This is a genomic window from Mycobacterium sp. NGS18 (assembly GCF_059813185.1).
Map to the genome: position 1 here is coordinate 91966 of NZ_JCALEC010000010.1, position 19227 is coordinate 111192.

Genomic DNA, 19227 nt, shown 5'->3' on the forward strand with positions numbered 1-19227 from the left:
TCCTGGTGGACCCGACGGCCGTTGTCGTTGTGTAGTGGCGGCTAGCCGGCCGCGCCTGCGGTGCCGTCGGTCCCGGGTGCTCCGGGGTTGCCGTTCGCGGCACCGTCGGTGCCGGTACCGGCCGTGCCGCCGGCGCCGCCCTTGCCGAGGGCGCCGCCCTTGCCGGCAGCGCCGCCGTCGGTGCCAGCGGCGCCGTTGCCGCCGGTACCACCGTCGCCACCGCTACCGCCATCGCCGGCGGTGTGGCCGTCACCGGTGGCGCCGCCGCCGGTACCGCCCTTGCCGCCCGCACCGGCCGCGCCACCGGTACCGCCGGCTCCGCCCTTGCCGTCGCTGCCGTCGGTGCTCGCTCCGCCATTCCCGCCGGATCCGGCCGCACCGCCGTCACCGCCGGACGCGCCGTTGCCGCCGTCGAAGCCGATGCCGTCGCTGGTGCCGCCGTTACCACCGGCCCCGCCGGCACCGCCCTTGCCTCCGGTGCCGCCGGCACCGCCGGCGCCGCCGGCACCGGTGCCCGACGTGCCGCCATTGCCGCCCTGGCCACCCGCACCACCGGTGCCACCCGCGGTGCCATCGCCGCCGGCCGCCGTCTCGGAGTCGCTGCCGGCGGTCCCGGCTGCGCCCGCGCCTCCGGTACCGCCCCGGCCGCCGGCACCCCCGTTGCCGTCGAGGGCACCGGCCCCGGTGTTGCCTGCGGCTCCGCTGGTGCTGGTGCCGCCGTTGCCCGCGGTTCCTGCGGCGCCACCGGCACCGCCGTCACCGCCGGTCCCGCCGGCCAGGCCGTTGCCGGCGCTGTCCACGCCACCGGTCCCGCCGGTACCACCGGCGCCGCCAGCGCCGCCCTTGCCTGCGTTGCCGCCGTTACCACCGTTGCCGGTGTCCGAGGTGCCGCCGTTGCCGCCGGCGCCACCGGTGCCACCGGCCGAACCGTCGCCACCGTTACCGCCGGCGTTGTCGGTGCCGGCATCACCGGCCGTCCCGGTGGACCCTGCGCCACCAGCTCCGCCGTTTCCGCCGTTACCACCGTTGGCGACCAGGGCACCGTTGCCGCCGTTGCCCCCGGCGCCGCCGGCCGCGCCGGCGCCACCGGTGCCGCCGTTACCGCCGTTACCGCCGTGGCTGGGCTTGATCCCGAGATCGTTCGTCGGCACCGCGGTGCCGGCGCTGTTGCCGCCGTTACCGCCCGTGCCGCCCGCGTTGCCGGAGGCGCTGTTGCCGCCGTTGCCGCCATTGCCGCCGATGGCGGTGCCGTTACCGCCATTGCCGCCGGTGCCGCCGACGCCGGCGCCGCTGGTGTTGCTGCCCCCGTTACCGCCGTTACCGCCGATGCTGACCCCGGTGTCAGCGCCGTTGCCGCCGGCACCACCGACGCCGCCGCTAATACCGTTACCGCCATTGCCGCCCACGCTGTAGACGGTGCCGGCCTCGAAGTGAGTGCCGTCGACGTCCTTCCAGCCGGTGCCGGTACCACCGGCGCCACCGTCCCCGCCGCTACCGGCCGTTCCTTGGCCGGTCAGGCCGAGGCCGCCGGCGCTGCCGCCGTCACCACCCTTGGCGTGATCGCCGGAGAGCAGGCCGCCACCGGCACCGACGGTGCCGTTACCACCGGCACCACCGGTGCCACCGTTGCCAGCGACACCACCCGCGGAGGTTGAACCACCGGAGCCGCCCTTGCCACCGTTACCGCCGAAGGTCTGGATGGTGTCGTCATCGGTGGCTCCGTTGCCGCCGGCACCACCGTTGCCGCCCGCCCCGGCCGCGCCGGCGGCGCTGGGACCGCCGGCACCGCCGAGGCCGCCGTTGCCGCCGACACCCTGGACTCCGGCGGCGCCGCTGGCGTTGCCGCCGGCACCACCGTTACCGCCAGCGCGACTGTCGCTGTGCCCGGTCGACGCGCCGGAGGCACCGCCGGCACCGCCGTTGCCGCCCTTGGCGACACCGTCGCCACCATTACCACCGTTACCGGCCGCGCCCCCGCTGCCCTCGGCGGCATCAGCACCGGCGCCACCCTTGCCGCCATTGCCGCCGGCCAGGCCCGCACCGCCGTTACCGCCGTTGGCGCCGGCACCGGCGACGCCGCCGTCGCTGCTGCTGGTGGGTGAACCGTCGCCACCGCCGGCGCCGCCTTCACCGCCGGCACCGCCGTTACCGAGGTAGCTGCCGTCGGCGTCCTTGAAGCCGTCGCCACCGTTGCCGGCCGCACCGCCGTTGGCGCCGGTGCCGGCGTGGCCGCCCTCCCAGAAGTTGGTACCGGCCGCGCCACCCTGGCCGCCGGCACCACCGTTGCCGCCGTTGAGGTGGTCAGCTGTGCCAGCGGCGCCGTCGCCGCCGGCGCCGGCCTTGCCGCCGTCGCCGCCGTTACCCAAGTTGAAGGCGCCGCGACCACCCGCGCCACCGGCACCGCCGGCACCACCGTTGCCGTTGCCGCCGTTGGCGAAACTGCCGGCCAGACCGTCGCCGCCGGCACCGCCGACACCGCCGTTACCGAAGCCCCAGGCCACGGCGCCGCCGCCGTTACCGCCGGCCGCACCGGCTCCGCCGGCACCGCCGTCGCCGCCGTTACCCATGCCCCAGGCGCCCGCGCCACCGTTGCCACCGGCCGCACCGAGACCACCGGCACCGCCGTCGCCGCCGTTACCGAAGAACCCAAGCGCGTCGCCGCCGTTGCCGCCGACCTCGCCGTCGATCGTGCTGCTCCAGCCGGCACCGCCGTCGCCGAACCACAGGCCGCCGTCGCCGCCATCCGGGTTCAGCTCGGTGCCGGCTGCACCGTTACCGATCAGGTACATCCCGGACATTTCGTTGATGGCGTTGTTGACCATCGCGCCGAAGTCACTGTCGATCCAGGCGGTCATCCCCATGTGCAGCGGGGTGTAGAACCACTGGTCGATGATGCTGGCCATGTCGAACGCCTCCTCCGATCCGGGGAAGTCGAAGGCTGCGATTCCGGGGTCGACATCGGAGCCGGCGTCAGCGGGGGCGAACCAACTGAAATCGAACAGGTCCTCGAAACCTTCGGCCTGGGCCTGCGGCGCGCCGGCCAGCGGGGTCATCCCGAAGGCCAGGAACGCTGCCACCGTACCGCCGGTACCGATCGCCTGATTGCGGCGCCGCTGTCCGGCCTTACCTGCTGAGTCCGGCTTGCTGCCGGTGTTACGACGAGTCATTTGCGTACACCTCTCCTATGAAAAGTTCGCTGGTAGTGGAAGTTCGGGCGGGATGGAATCAGCCGGCCAGGCCAAAGTCCGCCAGCAGGTCACCGAAGCTGAAGCTGTCCGCCAGCGCATCGCCCGCGCCGCCGTCGTCGACGACGTAGCCCTCAGGCATCGGGATGCTGAACACCGGGTCCTTGCCGTCCCACGTGCCCCAACCGAGTTGCGACGCGATCACCTGCGACACACCCAGCCAGGCGCCGAGCGGGCCGATCGCGTCGCTCGGGGCGTGCAGGTCGCCGACGACCGGGATACCGGAGATGTCGAACCCGATGCTGTTGAAGATCGAGCCACCGGAGGCGGGCGCTTCGGCGATCACGTTGCCGTCGGCGTCCACCATCTGCATGGGATCGGCGGTGACGTGACCGCCGGTGCTGAACCAGCCGCCGAAGGCGAAGTCGAGATGCGTGATCTCCATACCGCCTGGCAGGAGGCCCGCGTCGTTGATCGCCGGCAGCAGGGCATCCAGGTTGAGCGTGGCGCCGTTGAGTGAGGCGTCGAACATGCTCGCCGGGATGTTCAGCAGGTGCTGGAACGCCGCAGAGGCGTCCCCGTTTTCCAGAGCGTCGGTGAAGTCCTGCAGGCTGTTGCCGAGCGCAACCCCCGGGGCGATGAAGGGGCTCACCGAGGCGAGCATGACGGCGCTCATCGGTGACCCGAGGAAGTTGATGATCGGGGTGAGCGTTTCGGCCTGGTCTTCCGGAAGAAAGCCCGGAACCTGGCTGAAGATGACTTCGTGCCCACCGCTGAGGTTGCCGACCAGATACTCGCTGTCCATGGTGTGACGGATGACATCGTTGATGGTGTCCTGGTCGGCGTTCATCAACGTCAGCGATGACCAGGCATTTTTCAGGTCCGTCTGGATGGCGTTCATCATCGCGGGGATGGTCGACGGGTCGTCCTGGATGCTCTGCAGGTACCCCTCCATGCGGGACGAGAGCTGCGTGAACCCGATGTTGGGCGCCGCGTCGTAAGAAGCCATCATCCGCGCGATGTTGTCCTGCGCAGTGTTGTAGGCCGCTTCGTAGGGGGCGAAGAAGTCGGAGAAGCCGAAGCCTTCGGCGGTCAGCGCCACGTCTCGGGAAATGCTGCCGGTGTACACCGGCGCGACCGCCGGGGCGACGGCCACCAGGCCGGCGCCCACGATCGCGACACCCGCGGTGGCGTAGGGACGAAGTGCTTGCTGCATCAAGAAATCTCCTTGGAAGTCGTCGCCGCGCCCTGAGGCGCGTCTCGGCCGTAAGTCAAGTTATCTGAAGCAAAACTTAGAAGCAACCGAGGGCACAAGCGGCCGGGGTTGTGGCGCCCGGCACAAACGCGCTGGCGATGAGCCCCCATTTAGTCCAGCTGAACTGCGATTATGTGCGGATTTTAGGTGCAATCTTCCATAATTACGCTTATGTCAACGTTCGTCTACTTTCATGAAACGAACTCTAATAAAAGAAACTGCTGAGAATTATTCGCCGGCACTACTAGCATGGGGTCCAGCCAATACCCGGTCGTCTAGCCCGCTCGCGGAGCAGCATCAGACGAGGCACCGTCCGGGGGGGGTGAGATTCAGCCGCGCTGTAAAAAAGCGGCCGCCTGTGGCTGAACGGTTCCATCACCTCAGCAAAAATTCGGGTGGCCGCGCGTCAATGCCTAACGGTGAGCGTGCACAGATCCGGCGCTTCCGGCGGTGTGTCGGCCGCGGACACGCATAGTCGCGCGGACAGGGGCTCCGCTGAAACGACCACGGTCGCCGAGTCCGGGTGGACTCGGCGACCGTGGTCGCTGTCAGCCGTCGGCTACGTACCGGGCGTGCCGGCCGCGCCGTCGTTGCCGGCAGTACCGGCGGTGCCGTCCTGACCGGGCGTGCCGGTGCCGGTAGCGGCACCGCCCGGACCAGCGGCACCCGCCGCGCCACCGTCGCCACCGTCACCGGCCGCGCCACCGGTACCGTTGCCGGCGCCGCCGGTACCGTGAGCGCCGCCGTCGCCACCGGCCCCGCCGGCGCCGCCGTCGCCGCCGTCGCCGCCGTCGTACCCGTTGCCGGTGTCGGGGTTGGTGCCGCCGGGCCCGCCGGCGCCACCCGCACCGCCGGCGCCACCCATACCACCGGCACCACCGTTGCCGCCGGTCCCACTGGTGGAGCCACCGCCGACTCCGCCGAGGCCGCCGACGCCCCCGTTGCCACCGTTGGCGCCGTCACCGCCGGCCTTGTTTTCTCCGCCGGGCAGCAGCGGGATGCCGCTGGAACCCTCCGCGCCGGGATTGGCGTAACCACCCGCACCACCGGCACCACCGGTCCCACCGTTACCGGCCGAGGCGGTGCCACCGGCGCCGCCCACCCCACCGTTACCACCGGTGACACCGCCGCCTCCGGCACCGCCCGCGCCGCCGGTGCCACCGTCGACCGACCCTGCGCCGGCGCCGCCCACACCACCGGTGCCGCCGTTGCCGGCAGTCCCGGCGTAGGACCCGCCGCCGACTCCACCCGCACCGCCGCTGCCGGCACGACTGGGGCCAATCCCGAGCGTGTTGGTCGGGGTGGCGACGCCGCCGCTGTTACCGCCGGCACCACCGGCGCCGCCGGTACCACCGTCGGAGTGGCTGGAGAGGCCCTGGTTGCCCATGCCACCGGCGCCGCCGACGCCGCCGTCACCGCCGGATGCGGTGCCGTTACCACCGGCACCACCGGCACCGGCCACCCCGACGGTCCCGCCGGCGCTGCCGCCAGCGGCACCGCCGGCGCCGCCGTTACCGCCGACGCTGACCACGCCCGCGCCGGTCGCGCCGTCGGCACCATTGGCGCCGACACCGCCGGTCCCACCGGTGGCGGTGGCACTCTGGCCGTCGGATCCGGCGCCGCCGGCGCCGCCATTGCCGCCGATGCTCCACGTGGTGGTGCCGTCGTTATAGCCCAGGCCCTTGCCCGCCGCGCCGCCGTTGCCGCCGTTGGCACCGGCGCCGCCGGAGGTGTAGCCACCCCCACCGCCGGAACCGCCGTCGCCGCCGCGAAGCGTGCCGTCGCCGGCAGCTCCGCCGTTACCGCCCGCACCGCCGGTCCCGGCTCCGTTGCTGCTACCGCCGTAGCCGCCGGAGCCGCCGTTGCCGCCGGTGGTAGCGACCGAGTCGTCATTGGTCGCGCCGTTGCCGCCGTGCCCGCCGTTGCCGCCGGCACCGCCGTTGCCGGTGTCACTGCTGCCGCCGAAGCCGCCGCCGCCACCGGTACCGCCGAATCCGACGGTGCCCAGGCCGCCCTTGCCGCCGTCACCGCCGTTGCCGCCGGTGTTGGCTCCGAGCGAAGCACCACCGCCGCCACCTAGTCCGCCCTGACCGCCAGAGCCGGAGGGGGAGGTGGGGTTGAACGGGTTGAGGCCGTTGCCGTCGCCACCGGTACCACCGGTACCACCGTTGCCGCCGTGCAGGCCGCTGCCACCGGTACCGCCGGTGCCGCCGTCACCGCCACGGCCGATGTAATCGCCGTTGTCGTCGGTGGCCGCCGCACCGCCGGTGCCACCATTGCCGCCGTCTGCGCCGTCACCGGCCGCTCCGGCGCTGCCGTAGAACGCGCCGGCGTAGTAGTCCGAGCCGCGGGCGCCGCCGGCGCCACCGCTGCCGCCGTTACCTCCGGAGCCACCGAGCAGGCCATCGACGTCGCCGGCCGTGCCGTTACCACCGTTACCGGCAGCGCCGCCCGCGCCGCCCGCGCCACCGTCGCCGAACATGTAGCCGCTGCGGCCGCCGGCGCCACCGTTGCCGCCCTGGCCACCGCTCATACCGGTGCCGGTGACGTTCTGGGTGCCGTCCATGCCGGCCGCGCCGGCCCCGCCGGCCCCGCCGTTGCCGAAGAACCAGGCGGCCGCGGCGCCACCGTCGCCGCCCGCACCACCGAAACCACCTGCCACGACAGCAGCGCCACCGGCGCCGCCGTCACCACCGTGGCCCATGAACCAGCCACCGGCGCCACCGTCACCGCCGGCCGCGCCGGCGCCGCCTGCGCCGCCGTCACCGCCGTTGCCCAGCCAGCCGAGCGCGGAGCCGCCGTCACCGCCGGCCACCCCCGCCTCGTCGCTGGTCCACCCGGCACCGCCGTCACCGAACCACAGGCCACCGTCACCGCCGTCGGGTGAGTCCTCGGTGCCGGCAACGCCGTTGCCGATCAGGTACATGCCAGACCAGTCGTTGATCCACCCGTTGATGGATTCGCCGAGCGGGTTGGTGATCCAGAGCTGGGTCATAGCGTGCAGCGGCTCGTAGAACCACTGGTCCATGATCCCGGTCCATGAGAACGGGTCACTGGCGGCGCTGCCTGCGCCGCCGAACAGTGCGTCGAGGTCCCAGGTGGCGGCGGCATCACCGGCGTCGGTCGTGGACCACGAGCTGAACAGATCGCCGAAAAGATCGCCCAGGTCGAAATCGGCGTCGGCGTTCGCGGCGGGCGCCGCGGCTAACGGGGCCATCCCGAAAGCCAGGAACGCACCCACCGCACTGGTGGCGCCGACCACCCGCTTGCGGTATCGCGATCCGGTGTTATCAGGCTGGCTGGTGCTGGAACGACGACTCATTTGCGAACACCTCTCCTGTGAAGCGGTTCTGAAAAGCAGTGTTGAAGGTTGTCAGAGGGAATGTCGGGATAGCGGTTGCTCAGGCTCCGCCGCCGACCAGTGCGTTGATGATGTCGTCGAAGTCCCAGCCGGCCAGTGCACTGGCCGCAGAGTCGCCCGGGTCCGTGGTGGCGCCACCGTCGTCGAAGAAGTCGTCGGGCAGGGTCGGGAAGTTGATGCCGGGCCACGGCGGGCTGACGGGGAGGGGATCCTTGCCGGTCCAGCCGGAGCCGAGCAGCGCGCCGGCGGTCTGCCCCCAGGCCTCCCAGGCCGCGATCGGGCCGACAGCGTGGCCTTCGATCGCGATCGGGATGGGCAGGATGCTGGTGGTGAGCGTGATGCCCAGGCCGTTGAACATCGATCCGCCGACGGCGGGAACCTCGACGAGATTGCCCGCCTGGTCGGTCACCTCGTAGGGGCCCACACTTACCGAACCGGGGGTCAGCAGACCACTCAGCGCGAAGTTCAGCTCGGTGATCTCGGTGCCCGGCGGCAGGAACCCGGAGTCGGCGATCAGCGGGAGCAGGAAGCCCAGGTCCAGCGTGGCGCCGTTGAGGTAGCCGTCCATCCAGCTCGCCATGATCTGGTTGAGATTGTCGCCGTCTTGGATGCTGTCCATCATCGCGATCCACGGGCTGATCGACGGCCCCAGCGCACCCATGATGATGCCGCTCAGCGGCGACGCCATGAAGTTGACGATCGGGGTGATCAGCGACGTGTCCATGTCAGCGGGCAGGAACTGCGGCAACAACTGGAAAAGCAGGTCGTGGCCGATGGCAAAGGTGTTCAGGTCCGACCCGCTCAGGGTGTGGAAGTTCACCGTCGCGATGGTCTCGGCCGAGGCGTTCTGCAGCGTGTAGCCGGTCATCACCGCGTCCAGGTTGTGCTGGATCTGCTGCATCACGTCCGGGATCTTGGACGGGTCGTCCAGGACCGACTGCCAGAACTGCGTCTGGTTGGCCAGGAACTGCTGGAACGCCACCCCCGGGCCGATGAGGTAGTTCTGGGTGAGGATGGTCGCGTTCTGCGATGCCTCGTTGAACACCGCCGTCCACGGCGCCATCAGGTCCGGCAGGCCGCCGTCTGCCGTGAGTGCGACATCTCGGACGGTGGGGACATTCGCCAGCGGGGTCGCCACCGGGGTAGCCGCGATCAGGCCAGAGCCGACGATCGCGATACCGGCGGTGACGTAGGGGCGAAGGGTTTGCTGCACAGCCATCTCCTTTTGTAAGGTGCCGCCCTCGGCGAGCGCCTCAAGGGGCGGACGCTGCCGTGTTGTTCCTGAATTCACACTTACTAACTGATGTGAAGCAAGACACTAACCGTGAGAAAGCTAAGACACAAGCATCTTCGTCAAATAAATCTTCGGCGTTTTCCAAGCTCGCGGGGCTTTGCCTCGGCATATCCATCGTCAAACTATGCGTATACTTAGAATCCGGTGGAATGCTGTGGACTTTCCTCCTCGTAAGAGCGGCTAGATAACGGCTTTTGCCGTGAGCGTGTATAGGAGTGCACGCGCCGGACGCCCACCGGCCGTCGGGTCCGCGTGTGGGACCCGCGCACGGTCGGAGGGTTTTTCAGCTACCGCCATTACCCGGCCCTCCGCGGCGCCGACGCCACGCTGGCCCGTCGGTACCGCTGGGGCTCAACCGCCATCAGCGCCCGCGGCGGCGCTGACGAAGAGACAAGTGGCGCTCAACGAACCTTCCGTCGGGCGTTCCCACGCGAGATAACCCGGAGGACAGCCCGGCTTCCCGGCGAGCTGCACGTTCTTGCGTAAGAGATGGCTGAAAGCCCCGGACCGATAGGCGCGTCGCCGACACCCGCACTGGTATGTGTGAACCATGCGAATTGGTGTACAGCTCGGGTATTCAGGCGGATTCAAAGAGGCGGCCGAGCAGGTCGTCGAACTGGAGCGGGTCGGTATCGACGTGGTCGCCGTCGCGGAGGCGTACTCCTTCGACGCGGTCAGCCAGCTGGGCTATCTGGCCGCCAAGACATCGCGCGTGGAACTCGTCTCCGGCGTCCTGCCGATCTACACCCGCACCCCCGCCCTGCTGGCGATGACGGCCGCCGGCCTGGACTTCGTCTCCGACGGCCGCTTCCGGCTGGGGATCGGCACCTCCGGGCCGCAGGTGGTGGAGGGCTTCCACGGCGTGCCGTTCGACGCCCCGCTGGGGCGCACCCGTGAGGTCGTGGAGATCTGCCGGGCGGTGTGGCGCCGGGAACGGGTCAGCTTTGAGGGCAAGCATTATCAGCTGCCGCTGCCGGGCGGCACCGGACTGGGCAAACCACTGAAGATGATCAATCACCCAGTGCGCGAACGTATTCCGATCTCGATCGCGGCATTGGGCCCAAAGAACGTCGAGCTGACCGCCGAAATCGCCGACGGCTGGCAGCCGGTGTTCTACTACCCGGAGCGCGCCGCTGAGGTGTGGGGTGACGCATTGAGAGCCGGTGCGGCCAAACGCGACCCGGCGCTGGGCCCGCTTGACGTGATGGCCGGAGTGTCCTTGGCCATCGGCGACGACGTCGATGACCGGCTGGCGTGGGCGAAACCGCAACTGGCGCTCTACATCGGCGGGATGGGCGCCAAAGGCCGCAACTTCTACCACAACCTGGCCACCCGGTACGGCTTCGGCGAGGTGGCCGACCGCATCCAAGAGCTGTACCTGTCCGGGCGCAAGACCGAGGCGATCAACGCCGTCCCCGACGAGTTGGTGCGGCACACCTCGTTGATCGGGCCGCGCGGATTCGTTGCCGAGCGGCTCGCGGCATACGGCGAGGCGGGCGTCACGACGCTGCTGGCCGGCCCGCTGGCCAACGAGCCGGGCGAGGCGTTGCGCTACGTGGAGGAGTTGCGCGCATTGACGCCCTGACAAGAGTGCCACCGCCTGACCGGGGTGGGCCGATTGTGGCTCAGGACACCTCTCAGGCCAAGATAGGGCCATGGATTTCACGCCCACGGTGACCACGCCCATCGCAGAAACCCTGGTTGAGCTGCTACAACGGCAAGCCGAGCGGTTCGGCGACAAGGTCGCGTTCAGCTTCTCCTACAACGGGGACGACGAGGGACGCAGTGAGCTGAGCTTCCGCGAGCTGGACCTGCGGGCGCGGGCGATCGCGGCGAACCTGCAGCGCCACGACGTCGCCGGAGAGCGGGTCCTGGTGCTAGTGCGTCCGGGTCTGGACTTCATCGCCGGCTTCTTCGGCTGCCTGTATGCCGGCGCCGTCGCGGTGCCCGTGCACCAGAAGCTGGCGCCGCGCCTGCAGGTGGTGGTCCCGGACGCCGCCGCGAAGTTCGCGCTCACCGCCGGCGAGACCCAACAGGCCACCCGGAGCGCGGTCGCCGGAATCCCCGGGGAACCGGAGCATTGGTTCTTCACCGACGCCGGCGCCGATCCCGACACCTGGGTCGCCCCCGACATCCGGGCCGACTCTCCGGCCGCCATCCAATACACCTCGGGTTCGACCCGCTCCCCCAAGGGTGTGCTGCTGTCCCACGGCAACGTGCTGCACAACGTCGACGCCATCGCTCAGGCGTGGAACGGCGACGAGAACGCCAAGGGCGTCTTCTGGCTGCCGCCCCACCACGACCTGGGCCTCATCGGTGGCATCTTGTCCATGGTCTACATCGGCGCCAGCACGGCGCTGATGTCGCCGACCGCGTTCATCAAGCGCCCGATGCGGTGGCTGGAACTGGTGTCCCGGCATCGCGGCGTGATCACCGCCGCGCCGAACTTCGCCTACGACCGGTGCGTGGAAACCAGTACGCCGGAAGAGCGTGCGGCACTGGATCTTTCCTGCATGACCGTGGCCATGAACGGCGCCGAGGCGGTGCGCGCCACCTCACTGGCGGCCTTCGCCGATGCTTTTGCGCCGGCGGGTTTCCAGATCTCGTCGTGCTACCCGGTGTACGGGCTGGCAGAGGCCACCCTGCAGGTCTCGGCCGGCTGCGCCACCGGGATGCCGGGGGTGCGCTATGTCGATCGGGTGGCACTGGCCGAGGACCGCATCGTCGACATCGCACCCGACGACCCGGCCGCCGCGACGTTCGTAGGTTGCGGTCAGCCGCGCCAATCCGACGTCGCCATCGTCGACCCGGTGACCCACCAACCCTGCGGACCCGACGAGGTCGGTGAGATCTGGGTCGCCGGGCCCAATGTCGCCCTGGGCTACTGGAACAGGCCCGAAGAGACCGCGGCGACGTTCGGGGCGCGGCTGGCCGCTCCGGGCGACCCGAACCGCGGACCGTTCCTACGCACGGGAGACTACGGATTCCTATGCGCCGGTGAGCTTTTCACCACCGGGCGCTGCAAGGACCTGATCGTCGTCGACGGGCACCGCTACTACCCCAACGACATCGAGTTCACCGTGCAGCAGTGCGACCCGGTGCTGGTGTCGGGCCGGGGTGCGGCGTTCGCCACGGACGCTCCCCCAGGCGGCATCGAGCAACTGGTCGTCGTCCACGAAGTCGACAGTGCGCGGGCCGGCGAAACCGACTTGGACGACGTCATCGACAAAATCCGGACCGCAGTCGCCACCCACCACGGCATCGCGGCCGACGCCGTGGTTCTGGTGCACCACGTCTCGCTGCCGACCACGTCCAGCGGCAAGATCCAGCGCGGCCAGTCCCGCCAGCAGTTCATCGACGGGGCGCTGGCGGTGGTCGCCGAATGGCGGCGCAACCCGGCCGACGAGCTATCGCTCGAGCAGCTGGAGGCGGCCGCCAAAATCGCTTCAGCGCTGCAGACTTGGGGAAGCCGACAGGGGTGAGCTGAGTTCAGCGAGGATCCAGCGGATTGATCCAGCGCAGGCCGGGGAATCGCTGAAAGTCGGAGTCGGCGGAGGCGAGTTCGACGCCGTGTTCCATCGCCAGCGCGGCCAGTTGGGCATCGGGCACTAGGTTGCCGGTGACGTCGACCTGTGCGCAGATTCCGGCGTAGATCTGAGCGGTGGATTCGGTCGCGGGCGGGATCCACACCACGGGCACCGCCAGCCAATCTGCGACATGACTCCACGCGTCAGAGGCGCTCAACGGGTTCTGGGTGACCCTGGGGTGGCTGATGATGCGCAGGAAGGCGCCGATCGTCTGCCACGGCAGGCCGACCCGGTTGGGCCCGCGCAGTGTTTCCTCCAGCCATGCCGCGGCCGCCGCATTGTGCCTGCTGTCCTCATCGACCGCGTACAACAGGAGGTTCGCGTCGACAATCAACGGTCGTCATCAAGTAGGTCGAGCACATCGGCCACGTTGGTGACGTCGACCTTCAGTCCGACCCGTGCCGTGCGATGCCGGTAGGGAGCCGCGGGGGCACTGGCCTGCGCGGCCATGCCGCGGCGCGCCAGCAGGTTCAGCGCCTCGCTGACACCCAGTCCCTCCCGCCGAAGCCGTTCGACCTCGGCAGCGACATCGCTGTCGATCACCACGGTTGTCCGCACACCTACCACCATACAGTGCTCGCATCATGATGCGAGTAGATCGGCATGTGCATGCCTCCTGGTGGTTCACTGCCCCACCTGCGGCAACTCCTGGCCGGCGATCTCGCAGGGGGTTTTGGACGGGCCGTCGGCCATCAGCTGGGGCGCCGGCTCGGACGTCGGCTCGTTCTCGGTTTCCCCCGCTTCGACTGCCGGCTCGGCTTGCTCGGTGGCCGGTTCGGGTTCCTCGGCTGTCGGCTCTGATTCCGGCTCGGCGTCGTTGACCAGTTCGGCGTCGGCGGGATCGTCGGCGTCGGTGTCGTCCTCGTCCGCGGGCTCAGCCTCGGGGTCATCGGCGTCATGGCCGTCGGCCGCCGATGTGTCCTCGACCGCGTCGTTGAACGGTTCACCGAGGCCGGGATCACCAAAGGCGTCAGCCAGGCGAGGAATCAGCCCACCGAGTCCACCAAGCCCGCCGAGACCGCTGGTCGGCAGCCCGCCCGTCGGCAAACCGAGATCGCCTGGCAGGCCGAGACCGGGCGGCAAACCCGGATCCACCGGCAGGTCGTCGACTGCGGCGGCGGGTTCCGGCGCGGCGGCGCCCGACCGCTCGCCCGCCGCCACCGGTGCCTCCGCCGGGGGTAGGTCTGCCGCAACGGGGGCGATGGCCGCCGGGACGACCGGCGCCGGGTCGTCGGGCGGGCGCTCGGGCCCGAAATCACCCGGAATCGCGAAGAGCACCCCCGCCCCGGCATCGGCCGCCGCGGTCGCGCTGCGGTAGGCCGCCGCCGCCCCGTCGCGTGCCGGCCGCACGGCCGAGACCCACACGCCCCGAACGTTGTTGTCCACGTAGGGCATCACCTGCTTCTCGATGACCTCGGTGGCGCGCTCGTCGTGTGCGCCCGAATCCACCGCCTGCGCGGCGGCCAGCCATGCCGGACGTTGGGCCCCGACCCCATCGTCGAGGGCCAGCACCGCGGCCACCTTGCTATCGACCAGCCGCCACAGCTCGTCGCGCAGCACCGCGCATCCAGTGGCGGCCGCCCGCAACCGGGCCGTCAACTGCGCACCGGCATCACAGTGCCGGCGCAGGAACGCCGCGGCGGCCTCAGCCCCCGGCCCGCGCCAGGCCGTGGCGAACTCGCCGAGCTGCGCGCGCTGCCGGCCCAGCGCATCGTCGGCCGCGTCGGCCAGCGAACTCAGCGCCGCACAGTCGGCGTCGAGCAGCCGCAGGTCCAGGCCGGCTTCGCTGTCGTAGCAGTCGGCGAGCTGCCCGTCATAACTGGTGAGGTCAGGATGGCGATAACCGAGCCGATGGCAGGCCGACACGTAGGTTTGATTGTGCGCCAACGCCTCTCGACCCTCGGCGAGCCGCCCGGCCACGTCGTATTGCTGCGCCACCTCAACCGACCCGATCCGCCGCGGAGGTTTCGGCGTGTGCGTAGCGCACCAGTCCTGCGCGCAACGCCGCCGCGATCTCGGTGTTGGCCCGCGACCAGCGCGTCAGCTCGCTCGCCCAGCCGCCCAGCGCGCGGCGCATCTCCTCCCCCGCCGCGACGTGGTCGCGCCCAGCGACGCGACCGTCGAACGCCAAGCCGCCCAGCCGGATTCGAATGGCGGTATCGATATCGGCCGCGGCGGCTGCAAAGCAGTCCGCCACGGAGTGCAGCGCGGCGACGTCGAGGTAAAGCTGTTGTCGTCCCATATGGGTATGACGGTGCCGGAGCCGCTGTGGTTCCGCCGAATTCAGCTCAGTGTCGGCTGCGTACCGTTTCGGCGACACCGAGCGCGATCTGGCGCGCGGTGTCCTCGTCGGCCGCTTCCACCATCACTCGAATCAGCGGCTCGGTCCCGGAGGGCCGCAACAGGATTCGTCCGGTCTCGCCGAGCTCCTCCTCGGCACGCTGCAGTGCGGTGCGCACCGCCAGCCGGCCCATCGCGGCAGCCTTGTCGGTGACTTCGACGTTGATCAGCACCTGCGGCAGCGTGCGCATCGCCGAGGCCAAACCGGCCAGCGGGATGCCGGTCTGCGCCATCCGCGCCATCAGGCGCAGGCCGGTGACGATGCCGTCGCCGGTGGTGGCAACTTGGGGCAGCACGATGTGACCGGACTGTTCACCGCCGAGGGTGAAACCGCCGGCCCGAAGCTGTTCGAGCACGTAGCGGTCGCCGACGTCGGTGGTGCGCACCTCGATGCCCGCCTCACGCATCGCCAAGTGCAGACCGAGATTGCTCATCACCGTCGTGACCAGGGTGTCGCCGGCCAGTTCACCGGCGTCGCGCATGGCCAGCGCCAGCACGACCATGATGGCGTCGCCGTCGATGACCTCACCGGCGGCATCCACGGCCAGGCACCGGTCGGCGTCGCCGTCGTGGGCCAGGCCCAGGTCCGCGCCGTGCGCGAGCACCGCCGCCCGCAGCGGTTCCAGGTGCGTCGAGCCGCAGCCGTCGTTGATGTTGAGCCCGTCGGGATCGGCGTTGATCGCGATCACGGTGGCACCGGCGGCCCGGTAGGCCCGCGGCGCCGTCTGGAACGCTGCGCCGTGGGCGCAGTCCACCACCACGGTCAGCCCGTCCAGCCGGGTGCGGTGGGTTTCGCCGAGGTGGCGCAGGTAGCAGTCCAGGGCGTCCTTGGCGTCCACCACCCGGCCCAGCTCGGCGCCGACCGGTCGCAGCCCCGGCCCGGCGGCGACCAGGTCCTCGATCTGGTCCTCGGTGGCGTCGTCGAGTTTGTGGCCGCCCGGGCCGAAGAACTTGATGCCGTTGTCGGGCATCGGGTTGTGCGACGCGGAGATCATTACCCCGAAGTCGGCTTCATAAGCACTGGTCAGGTAGGCCACCGCGGGTGTGGGCAGCACACCGGTCCGCAGTGCGTCGACGCCTTGGCTGGTCAGCCCGGCGATGACCGCGGCTTCCAGCATCTCGCCGCTGGCCCGCGGGTCGCGACCCACGACGGCAACCCGACGCTCGGTGCCGGTGGACAGCCGCTGGGCCGCCGCACTGCCCAGCGCCATGGCCAGTTCCGCGGTCAATTCGCGGTTGGCGACCCCACGGACGCCGTCGGTGCCGAAAAGTCGACCCATAACTATCCTTTATCGCCGCGAGCGTGCGTGTTCCCGGTCCGACACGCCGGTGTGGGACCGTTTCCACGCACGCTCGCTGCCAGAACGATCAGCGCTTGCTGTACTGAGGCGCCTTGCGGGCCTTCTTCAGTCCGTACTTCTTGCGCTCGGTGGCCCGCGGGTCACGGGTCAAGAAGCCGGCCTTCTTCAGCGCCGGCCGGTCCTCCGGCTGCACCAGGATCAGGGCGCGGGCCAGGGCCAGCCGCAGCGCGCCGGCCTGCCCGGAGGGGCCGCCGCCGTCGAGGTGGGCGTAGACGTCGAAGCTTTCCAGCCGGTCGACGGTGACCAGCGGAGCCTTGATGAGCTGCTGGTGCACCTTGTTCGGGAAGTAGGCCTCCAGGGTCCGCCCGTCCAGGTTGAACTTGCCGGTGCCGGGCACCAGGCGCACCCGCACCACGGCCTCCTTGCGGCGACCGACGGTCTGGATGGGACGGCCCAGGTCGTGCGGCTCGTAGCTCGGTGCGGCCTCGGCCTGCACCTCTGCGGTCTCCTCGACCTCAACCGTCTCGGTGGGCTCAGTGGGCTCAATGGCCTCGGTGCCCTCGATTGCCGTCTCGGTCATTGCGTCACCTGCTTGATTTCGTACGGGACCGGCTGCTGGGCGGTGTGCGGATGCACCGGCCCGGCGTAGACGTGCAGCTTGCGCTGAATCTGACGCCCCAGCTTGGTGTGCGGGATCATCCCGAGGATCGCCTTCTCCACGACACGGTCGGGACGGGTCTCCATCAGCTCACCGATGCTGCGCTTGCGCAGCCCGCCCGGGTAGCCCGAGTGGCGGTAAGCCATCTTCTTCTGCAGTTTGTTGCCGCTGATGGCGACCTTGTCAGCGTTGATGATGATGACGAAGTCACCACCGTCGACATTGGGCGTGAACGTCGGCTTGTGCTTGCCGCGCAGCAGATTTGCTGCCGCAACGGCGAGCCGGCCGAGCACCACGTCGGTGGCGTCGATGACGTACCACGACCGCGTGGTGTCACCCGCCTTCGGCGTATAGGTGGGCACAGCGCTTACCTCTCGTAATTCGGGTTGCTACCCGGTTGTGCGGATCCCGGAGCGAGCCGGGTGCCGGTCCAGCGTGAACGGCGGGGGTGATTCTCGGCGACCGACAGTGACCCGAGGACCCGCTGTGCCAAGACGGCACCGCACGCCAACGGAGCAGCTTACCGGCGGGTATCCGGGCAGGTCAAAACGGGGCAGTGGACCGTTGTGCGGTGCGCGTGGCAGGACGGCGCCGCACGACGGAGTCATCTTCGGCAATCAGTGTCAGTGCGACCTTCGGGTCGGCTGCCGCGAGACGGTCGAACGTGATGTCGGCGCGGCGCTGTTGCTCGTCGACGGTCGGGGCACCGACCGTGACCCACAATTCACCGTCATACGGCTCGTCGGGCATAGTGACAACGAAGTCGTAGCCCGTCGCGCGGTACCACCGAACATTGCCGCCCTGCGTCCACACGCCCCCCGGGCCGAATGCCTTCTCGATCAGCTGCGCCAGCTCTTCGGTGGTGTCCACACCGACATCGAGCAGGTCGTACCGCAGCTCCGTAGCCATCGCGTGTCACCACCTTCCTCGTTGCCAGTCATAGCGGTCGCCGATCACCCGAGCATACGTCAGAACGCCGAGGTCAATAAGTTGCTGGACCAGGTCAGACATGGTGTCGGGACTGATCCGCGATTGCTTCGCATTGACGAACACTCGTGTCGCCTGCGCTTCTTGCAGTCGTTTGCCGAAACCTTGAACACCAGCTCCGATGCTGGTCTTGATTTCGGCGAGCACGCCGTCGACGACCAGGTCAGGCGTAGGTTGACCGGTTTTGGCGGGCGGGACGTGGCTGACGTTCCGGTCCTCAGACACCAGCAGCCGAGCGACAAACCGTTCGCTGTCATCGAGTTTTCCAACACGTTCGTCAAGGTGTGCTGGATAGCCGAGTTCCGCCCGGTACCGGTGAAGCATCCGCGCCTGATCGAGAACGCTGGCCAACGCGACGGACTCGTCGCGAAGCCGGCGCCGCACAAGTTCGTCCAGGCGACGTTCCATCGCTCGTTCTTGAGGGTCACGCGAAAGTCCCGGTATCTCGTCACGACCGGGATGGTCCTCCCTTACCAACAGTCCACCTCGACTCGGTGAGCCGGTGTGGCCCCGACGGCTCTCCTCCATCGGGGCCACACCGTTACCCGGGGGTGGTCTCTCCTACCGCCCCCAAGTTCCCGCCGCGCGACGGTCGGCGTCGGCGACGTCAGCCGCGCCGTCGCGCACCGCGCTACCCAAGGCAAACAGGATCTGGTTGAGTGCGTCCACGGCCTGCTGCCATCGCAGCTGCTCGGCGTGGTAGGCACCGGCCGCCTCCCGGGTCCACACCTGCTCCAGCGGTGCGATCTGCGACCGCAGCTGTTCCAGCGCGCCGTTGAGCCGGCTGGCCGTGGAGTGGATCTCCTGACGGACGGCGTATTCGATTTCCTCGAAGTTGTACGACAATGCCGCGGCCATGACTGACCGCCCCTCAGATACCGTCGCCGGCGACGGCGATGTGGTGCGAGTGGGTCTCGGCCACCTCCCGTAGGGCGCGCTCATTGTGGCGAATGGTCTCGGCGATGCGCGCCAGCGCGTGATGCAAGCTCAGCGATTCGGTGTTCCAGCGGTCCAGGACATCCTGGAACCGGGCTGCTGCCATTCCCGACCAGACCGACGGCGGCACGGCCCGCATCCGGCCGACGAACGCTTGCAGCATTCCCCGGATCTCCTCGTTGCGGGCGTCGGTGGCCGCCGCGACAGCGAGCATGACGTCGAAGTCGGCGCTGAGTGTGTTGGTGGCTGCGGGTGTGCTCACATCTCCCCCGTATCGGTTGTCGGTTGTTATGTAGTTCGACGGCGATAGGCCGGGTTCGGTT

General features: G+C 69.8%; 17 protein-coding genes. 2 read left to right on the forward strand and 15 right to left on the reverse strand.

Annotation, left to right across the window (positions count from 1 at the left end; all coding sequences use genetic code 11):
- Positions 1-41: 41 nt before the first annotated feature.
- The 4 genes from AC5Y31_RS17735 to gjpA (AC5Y31_RS17750) all read right to left on the reverse strand — a co-directional run bounded on the left by AC5Y31_RS17735 (position 42) and on the right by gjpA (AC5Y31_RS17750) (position 9020).
- Entirely contained in the window at positions 42-3167 is a 3126-nt protein-coding gene (locus AC5Y31_RS17735) for a PGRS repeat-containing protein (protein WP_499981888.1), read from the reverse strand.
- 58 nt (positions 3168-3225) lie between these two features.
- The gene (gjpA, locus tag AC5Y31_RS17740) at positions 3226-4401 is read right to left on the reverse strand and encodes an outer membrane porin GjpA (RefSeq protein WP_499981889.1); all 1176 of its coding nucleotides are present in this window, start codon (positions 4399-4401) and stop codon (positions 3226-3228) included.
- Between the two features lie 598 nt (positions 4402-4999).
- Positions 5000-7762, reverse strand: coding sequence for a PGRS repeat-containing protein (locus tag AC5Y31_RS17745; protein WP_499981891.1), 2763 nt, complete (start codon positions 7760-7762; stop codon positions 5000-5002).
- A gap of 79 nt (positions 7763-7841) precedes the next feature.
- The gene (gjpA, locus tag AC5Y31_RS17750; RefSeq protein WP_499981893.1) at positions 7842-9020 is read right to left on the reverse strand and encodes an outer membrane porin GjpA; all 1179 of its coding nucleotides are present in this window, start codon (positions 9018-9020) and stop codon (positions 7842-7844) included.
- 625 nt (positions 9021-9645) lie between these two features.
- Between gjpA (AC5Y31_RS17750) and AC5Y31_RS17755 the strand changes: the two genes are divergently transcribed.
- Positions 9646-10680 (forward strand): LLM class F420-dependent oxidoreductase, encoded by a 1035-nt coding sequence (locus tag AC5Y31_RS17755; RefSeq protein ID WP_499981894.1) that lies wholly within the window; start codon positions 9646-9648, stop codon positions 10678-10680.
- 70 nt (positions 10681-10750) lie between these two features.
- A complete protein-coding gene (locus tag AC5Y31_RS17760; RefSeq protein WP_499981896.1) occupies positions 10751-12577 on the forward strand; it encodes a fatty acyl-AMP ligase in 1827 nt (608 codons plus the stop codon).
- Between the two features lie 7 nt (positions 12578-12584).
- Here AC5Y31_RS17760 and AC5Y31_RS17765 read toward each other — a convergent pair whose 3' ends face one another.
- The 11 genes from AC5Y31_RS17765 to AC5Y31_RS17815 all read right to left on the reverse strand — a co-directional run bounded on the left by AC5Y31_RS17765 (position 12585) and on the right by AC5Y31_RS17815 (position 19166).
- Entirely contained in the window at positions 12585-13016 is a 432-nt protein-coding gene (locus AC5Y31_RS17765; protein WP_499981898.1) for a TA system VapC family ribonuclease toxin, read from the reverse strand.
- Entirely contained in the window at positions 13013-13240 is a 228-nt protein-coding gene (locus AC5Y31_RS17770) for a CopG family transcriptional regulator (protein WP_499981900.1), read from the reverse strand. The genes AC5Y31_RS17765 and AC5Y31_RS17770 overlap by 4 nt, the downstream gene beginning before the upstream one ends.
- 66 nt (positions 13241-13306) lie before the next feature.
- Positions 13307-14620 (reverse strand): hypothetical protein, encoded by a 1314-nt coding sequence (locus AC5Y31_RS17775; RefSeq protein WP_499981901.1) that lies wholly within the window; start codon positions 14618-14620, stop codon positions 13307-13309.
- Position 14621: 1 nt separating this feature from the next.
- On the reverse strand, positions 14622-14924 hold the full coding sequence (locus AC5Y31_RS17780) for a type VII secretion target (RefSeq protein WP_499981903.1): 303 nt from the start codon (positions 14922-14924) through the stop codon (positions 14622-14624).
- A 46-nt stretch (positions 14925-14970) separates the two neighbouring features.
- Positions 14971-16302 (reverse strand): phosphoglucosamine mutase, encoded by a 1332-nt coding sequence (gene glmM / locus AC5Y31_RS17785; RefSeq protein ID WP_301633841.1) that lies wholly within the window; start codon positions 16300-16302, stop codon positions 14971-14973.
- Between the two features lie 88 nt (positions 16303-16390).
- The gene (gene rpsI / locus AC5Y31_RS17790) at positions 16391-16903 is read right to left on the reverse strand and encodes a 30S ribosomal protein S9 (RefSeq protein ID WP_065023921.1); all 513 of its coding nucleotides are present in this window, start codon (positions 16901-16903) and stop codon (positions 16391-16393) included.
- Positions 16900-17343, reverse strand: coding sequence for a 50S ribosomal protein L13 (rplM, locus tag AC5Y31_RS17795; protein WP_064855383.1), 444 nt, complete (start codon positions 17341-17343; stop codon positions 16900-16902). The genes rpsI and rplM overlap by 4 nt, the downstream gene beginning before the upstream one ends.
- Positions 17344-17524: 181 nt before the next feature.
- Positions 17525-17890 carry a hypothetical protein gene (locus AC5Y31_RS17800; RefSeq protein ID WP_499981905.1) on the reverse strand — a complete coding sequence of 122 codons (366 nt, stop codon included), beginning with the start codon at positions 17888-17890 and terminating at the stop codon, positions 17525-17527.
- Positions 17891-17896: 6 nt separating this feature from the next.
- Positions 17897-18376, reverse strand: coding sequence for a hypothetical protein (locus tag AC5Y31_RS17805; protein WP_499981907.1), 480 nt, complete (start codon positions 18374-18376; stop codon positions 17897-17899).
- Positions 18377-18529: 153 nt separating this feature from the next.
- The gene (locus tag AC5Y31_RS17810) at positions 18530-18826 is read right to left on the reverse strand and encodes a WXG100 family type VII secretion target (protein WP_499981909.1); all 297 of its coding nucleotides are present in this window, start codon (positions 18824-18826) and stop codon (positions 18530-18532) included.
- A 13-nt stretch (positions 18827-18839) separates the two neighbouring features.
- A complete protein-coding gene (locus AC5Y31_RS17815; protein ID WP_499981911.1) occupies positions 18840-19166 on the reverse strand; it encodes a WXG100 family type VII secretion target in 327 nt (108 codons plus the stop codon).
- Positions 19167-19227: the final 61 nt, after the last annotated feature.

Coding starts and splice junctions, on each gene's coding strand:
- AC5Y31_RS17735 (WP_499981888.1), bottom strand. CDS start 3,167: ATGACTCGTCGTAACACCGGCAGCAAGCCGGACTCAGCAGGTAAGGCC.
- gjpA (WP_499981889.1), bottom strand. CDS start 4,401: ATGCAGCAAGCACTTCGTCCCTACGCCACCGCGGGTGTCGCGATCGTG.
- AC5Y31_RS17745 (WP_499981891.1), bottom strand. CDS start 7,762: ATGAGTCGTCGTTCCAGCACCAGCCAGCCTGATAACACCGGATCGCGA.
- gjpA (WP_499981893.1), bottom strand. CDS start 9,020: ATGGCTGTGCAGCAAACCCTTCGCCCCTACGTCACCGCCGGTATCGCG.
- AC5Y31_RS17755 (WP_499981894.1), top strand. CDS start 9,646: ATGCGAATTGGTGTACAGCTCGGGTATTCAGGCGGATTCAAAGAGGCG.
- AC5Y31_RS17760 (WP_499981896.1), top strand. CDS start 10,751: ATGGATTTCACGCCCACGGTGACCACGCCCATCGCAGAAACCCTGGTT.
- AC5Y31_RS17780 (WP_499981903.1), bottom strand. CDS start 14,924: ATGGGACGACAACAGCTTTACCTCGACGTCGCCGCGCTGCACTCCGTG.
- glmM (WP_301633841.1), bottom strand. CDS start 16,302: ATGGGTCGACTTTTCGGCACCGACGGCGTCCGTGGGGTCGCCAACCGC.
- rpsI (WP_065023921.1), bottom strand. CDS start 16,903: ATGACCGAGACGGCAATCGAGGGCACCGAGGCCATTGAGCCCACTGAG.
- AC5Y31_RS17800 (WP_499981905.1), bottom strand. CDS start 17,890: ATGGCTACGGAGCTGCGGTACGACCTGCTCGATGTCGGTGTGGACACC.
- AC5Y31_RS17805 (WP_499981907.1), bottom strand. CDS start 18,376: ATGGAACGTCGCCTGGACGAACTTGTGCGGCGCCGGCTTCGCGACGAG.
- AC5Y31_RS17810 (WP_499981909.1), bottom strand. CDS start 18,826: ATGGCCGCGGCATTGTCGTACAACTTCGAGGAAATCGAATACGCCGTC.